Annotated in this window: 5 protein-coding genes; 3 read left to right on the top strand and 2 right to left on the bottom strand. The window is 74.9% G+C overall.

The window, feature by feature from the left end:
- Positions 1-676: TerD family protein (locus tag STRAU_RS14910; RefSeq protein ID WP_037659530.1), on the top strand; the 676-nt coding region annotated here is incomplete at its 5' end.
- A 10-nt stretch (positions 677-686) separates the two neighbouring features.
- Here STRAU_RS14910 and STRAU_RS14905 read toward each other — a convergent pair.
- The gene (locus tag STRAU_RS14905) at positions 687-1,871 is read right to left on the bottom strand and encodes a glycosyltransferase (RefSeq protein ID WP_037659528.1); all 1,185 of its coding nucleotides are present in this window, start codon (positions 1,869-1,871) and stop codon (positions 687-689) included.
- 58 nt (positions 1,872-1,929) lie between these two features.
- Between STRAU_RS14905 and STRAU_RS14900 the strand changes: the two genes are divergently transcribed.
- Positions 1,930-2,751 (top strand): glutamate racemase, encoded by an 822-nt coding sequence (locus STRAU_RS14900; RefSeq protein WP_016641157.1) that lies wholly within the window; start codon positions 1,930-1,932, stop codon positions 2,749-2,751.
- A 156-nt stretch (positions 2,752-2,907) separates the two neighbouring features.
- Positions 2,908-3,459 carry a hypothetical protein gene (locus STRAU_RS14895; RefSeq protein ID WP_016641156.1) on the top strand — a complete coding sequence of 184 codons (552 nt, stop codon included), beginning with the start codon at positions 2,908-2,910 and terminating at the stop codon, positions 3,457-3,459.
- Here STRAU_RS14895 and STRAU_RS14890 read toward each other — a convergent pair.
- Positions 3,416-4,194: O-antigen ligase family protein (locus STRAU_RS14890; RefSeq protein ID WP_037659525.1), on the bottom strand; the 779-nt coding region annotated here is incomplete at its 5' end. The genes STRAU_RS14895 and STRAU_RS14890 overlap by 44 nt on opposite strands.

The following is a 4,194-nucleotide window of genomic DNA, read 5'->3' as shown; positions in this document are numbered from 1 at the left end:
CCCGCCGCCCCCGCCCGCCGCGACCCCCGCCCAGCCGGTGCGCCTCACCAAGGTCACGCTGACCAAGGAGGCGCCGTCCGTCTCGCTGACCAAGCAGGGCGGCACGTCGGGCGCGCTGCGGGTGAACCTCAACTGGGAGGTGCGCAAGCAGTTCAAGGGCTGGGCCAGCAAGCTCGGCCGTGCCGTGGCCATGCACGCGGACCTCGACCTCGACCTGTGCGCGCTGTTCGAACTCACCGACGGCCGCAAGGGCGTCGTGCAGGCGCTCGGCAACGCCTTCGGCGCCCTGCACCAGCCGCCGTACATCCTCCTCGACGGCGACGACCGCACCGGCGCCGTGTCGACCGGAGAGAACCTGACGGTCAACCTCGACCACTCCCAGGAGCTGAAGCGCCTGGTCATCTTCGTGACCATCTACGAGGGCGCGCGGAGCTTCGCCGATCTGAACGCCACGGTCACGCTGACCCCGCAGCACGGCGCGCCGATCGACTTCTCCCTCGACGAGTGCACGGTGCCGTCGACGGTCTGCGCGCTCGCGCTCATCACCAACAACGGCGGCGAACTCACGGTCCAGCGCGAGGCCCGCTATCTGGTGCCCGAGCGCGGTGTGAGCCCGCAGCGGACCATCGACTACGCCTACGGGTGGGGCATGAACTGGACTCCCGGCAGGAAGTGACCGGTTCGCCCTACGGGCGGGACTCCTCCGCCGTGGCCGCGTCCGGGCGCGTGTACGTACGGCCCTTCCAGGCCGCGCCGCGCCCCCGGTAGTGCTGCACGGCGGAGTCCACGGTCATCAGGAGGTACAGGAACGCGGTGGCGGGCAGCGTGAGCGCGAGCCACAGCGGCTGGCGGTAGTAGCGCAGCATCGGCAGGTACGTCACGGTCATCACGAGCCACGCGAGCCCGCCCAGGAGCGCGGCGCCCGCGCTGCCCGCCGCGAGCCCCGCGAACAGTGCCACCGGCGGTGCCAGATACACCACCGCGAGCCCGCCCACCGTGCCGGCGAGCACCGCCGGGTTGTGCCGCAGTTGGGCGTACGCGCTGCGCGCCACCATCCGCCACAGGTCCGCCAGACGCGGATAGGGCCGCACGCTGTCGACGCGCTCCGCGAGGCCCAGCCAGATGTGCCCGCCCGCGCCCTTGACCGCCCGCGCGAGCGCCACGTCGTCGATGACCGCGTGCCGGATCGCGTCCGGGACCCGGGTCCGCTCGGCGGCTTCCGCGCGCAGCAGCACACAGCCGCCGGCCGCGGCGGCTGTCCGCCCGCCCTTGCGGGCGATCCAGCGGAACGGATAGAGCTGCGCGAAGAAGTACACGAACGCCGGCACGACGAGCCGCTCCCAGGCGCTCGCCACCCGGAGCCGCGCCATCTGCGAGACCAGGTCGTAGCCGCCCGTCGTGGCCGCGGCCACCAACTCCCGCAGGCTGTCCGGCTCATGGGCGATGTCCGCGTCGGTGAGCAGCAGATACTCGGGCCCGCGCGCGCGGGCGAGCGTCATGCCGTGCCGCACCGCCCAGAGCTTGCCGGTCCAGCCCGCGGGCGGCTCGCCGGGCGTGGTGACCGTCAGCGGCAGCCCGCCGCGCCGCTCCGCGAGCGCCCGCGCCAGCTCGCCCGTGCCGTCGCCGCTGCCGTCGTCGACGAGGAACACCTCGGCGCGCCCCGGATAGTCCTGCGCGAGCAGCGAGGGGAGGCTCGTCGGCAGGACCTCGGCCTCGTCCCGCGCGGGGACGACGACACACACCGACGGCCACCGCTCCGGCTCCCGGCGCGGTGGCAGGCGCAGATCCGTACGCCAGAAGAAACCCTGCCCGACAAGGAGCCACAGCCACGCGGCGAGCGAGGCGGCGGCGATCCACACAACGGCGCTCATCCGCCGCAGTCTGCCCCACCCTGCCGGGCTTGTCCGGCCGATCGTCTAAGGTGACCGGGTGAAGATCGCGCTGATGGACTCCGGCATCGGACTGCTCGCCGCGGCCGCCGCGGTACGACGCCTGCACCCCGGCGCCGACCTCGTCCTGTCCTCCGACCCGGACACGATGCCCTGGGGCCCGCACACGCCGCAGGAGATCGCCCGGCTCGCCCTCGCCGTCGCGGAGGCCGCCGCCGCGCACCGCCCGGACGCGCTGATCGTGGCCTGCAACACCGCGTCCGTGCACGCCCTGGACGCCCTGCGCGCCCGCCTGGAGCCGGATCTTCCCGTCATCGGCACCGTCCCGGCGATCAAGCCCGCGGCGGCAGGCGGCGGCCCCGTCGCGATCTGGGCCACGCCCGCCACCACCGGCAGCCCCTACCAGCGCCGCCTCATCGACGAGTTCGCCGCCGGCGTGCCCGTCACCGAGGTGCCCTGCCCTGGCCTCGCCGACGCCTTGGACCGGGCCGACGAGGAGGCCACCACGCGCGCCATCGCGGCCGCCGCGGCCCTCACCCCGCCCGATGTAAGGGCCGTCGTCCTGGGCTGCACCCATTACGAGTTGGTCGCCGAGCGCATCCGCGCGGCCGTGCAGCAGCCGGACCGGGCGCCGCTCGTCCTGTACGGCTCGGCCGGAGCCGTCGCCGCGCAGGCACTGCGCCGGATCGGCGAGCGGACCGGGACCGCAGACGGGGGCGCCTCGGCCGCGTACGACGGCGAGCGCGCCGAAGGGACCCTCACGGTGCTGATCGGCGGCCGCGAGGCCGCGCTTCCGCGGGCGGCCCTCACGTACGCCGAAGGACGGCTGCTCGCGGCGTCGGATCCGGTGCTGGAGCCCTAGCTCCGCAGCTTTGCCTGTTAGAGGGGGCCGCAGCCCCTTGATTCCGGGGCGCGGTACGCCGCCCGTGCCCCGGCAGGCGTGCGTCGGTGTCCACCCCGAGGAGTAACCCTCCGCGACGCGGTGCCGTCGTCCCGGAACGTGAGTACTCTCGATGGCATGACGGACCACGCCCACAGCGAGCGGGTCAGCTCCGAGCAGCAGCCCGAGATCTGGACCGGACGCGCCACGAACCGCGGCCAGTGGCTCCTGGCCTGCGGCGGTGCCGCCTGCCTCGCGCTGGGTATCGACCTGGCCGTCGAAGCCCTGTGGCCCTCCGGCATCCTCCCGCTGATCATGTCGATCGTGGGCCTGATCGCCGTGGGCCTGCTGATCCTTTTCGGCACGCTCGCCTTCGTGCACGTAGCCGTGGTGGTCGACAGCGACTCCCTGGAGGTGCGCTGCGGCCACATCGGGGTGCCGCGCCGCCGCATCCCGCTGTCGCACGTCGTGGGCGCCGACTTCGCCCCCGCCGTCACGCCCCGGCACTGGGGCGGCTGGGGTTACCGCTGGCGGCCCGAGCAGGGCACCGCCGTCGTCGTCCGGCGCGGCGAGGGCCTCGTCCTCAGCCTGGGTGACGGCCGCAAGTTCACGGTCACCGTCGACAACGCCGAGACGGCCGTGCGCGTCATCCGCGACCGTCTGCGCCTCTCCGGGAGTACGCCGGCCTGAGCCGCTCCGGCTCCTCGCTCAGCGGGCGGGCCGTGGCGATGCCCGCGAGCAGTCCCGCGCCCACCGTCACGGACGTCACGCTCAGGGCGTTGCCGACCGTCGCCACCGCGGCCAGCGCCGTCAGGGCCGCGCCCGCCGTCAGGACCACCTGCGTGGACCGCGGCGAGTGCCACAGGGCGAACAGCAGCCAGCAGAAGGCCGCCGCCAGCAGCGCCACCCCCACGAAGCCCTGCTCGGCGCCCTGCTGCAGCAGCGCCGAGTGCGGCTTGCCGTCCGCGAGCAGCCCCTCCGTGACCGCGGGCGACGCGTCGCCGAACCGCCCCGGCCCCACGCCGAACGCCGGATGCGCGCCCGTCAGCTCCTCGGCGTCCTGCCACATCCGCACCCGGTACCCGCCGAGCTGCCCCTCCAGAGACGTGCTCAGCCCCTCCGGCAGCGCCCCGTCCGCCACCGCCCAGGCACCCCCCGTCAGCACCGCCGTCGTCAGCGCGAACCCGGCGAGTCCGAGCCCCCTGCGCCGCATCAGCGCCGTGGCGAGCGAGCACAGCAGGATCCCGGCACACGCGATCACCCCGGTCGTCGAGCCGAGCACCGCCGCCGCGACCACGATCCCGGCCGCGAGCACCCGCAGACCGGTCCGCACCGCCGCCCCGCGCGCCGCCCAGGCCGCGCAGCAGGCCGCGCCCGCCGCCAGGCTGAGCAGCGCCGCCGTGGCGCCGATGGGCCCGAGCGGCG

This window comes from Streptomyces aurantiacus JA 4570 (assembly GCF_000414115.1).
In the GTDB taxonomy this organism is placed as follows: Bacteria; Actinomycetota; Actinomycetes; order Streptomycetales; family Streptomycetaceae; genus Streptomyces; species Streptomyces aurantiacus_A.
The sequence above is the reverse complement of the archived record's forward strand: the minus strand, read 5'-3'. Positions and strand labels throughout refer to the sequence as shown.

Coding starts and splice junctions, on each gene's coding strand:
- STRAU_RS14905 (WP_037659528.1), bottom strand. CDS start 1,871: ATGAGCGCCGTTGTGTGGATCGCCGCCGCCTCGCTCGCCGCGTGGCTG.
- STRAU_RS14895 (WP_016641156.1), top strand. CDS start 2,908: ATGACGGACCACGCCCACAGCGAGCGGGTCAGCTCCGAGCAGCAGCCC.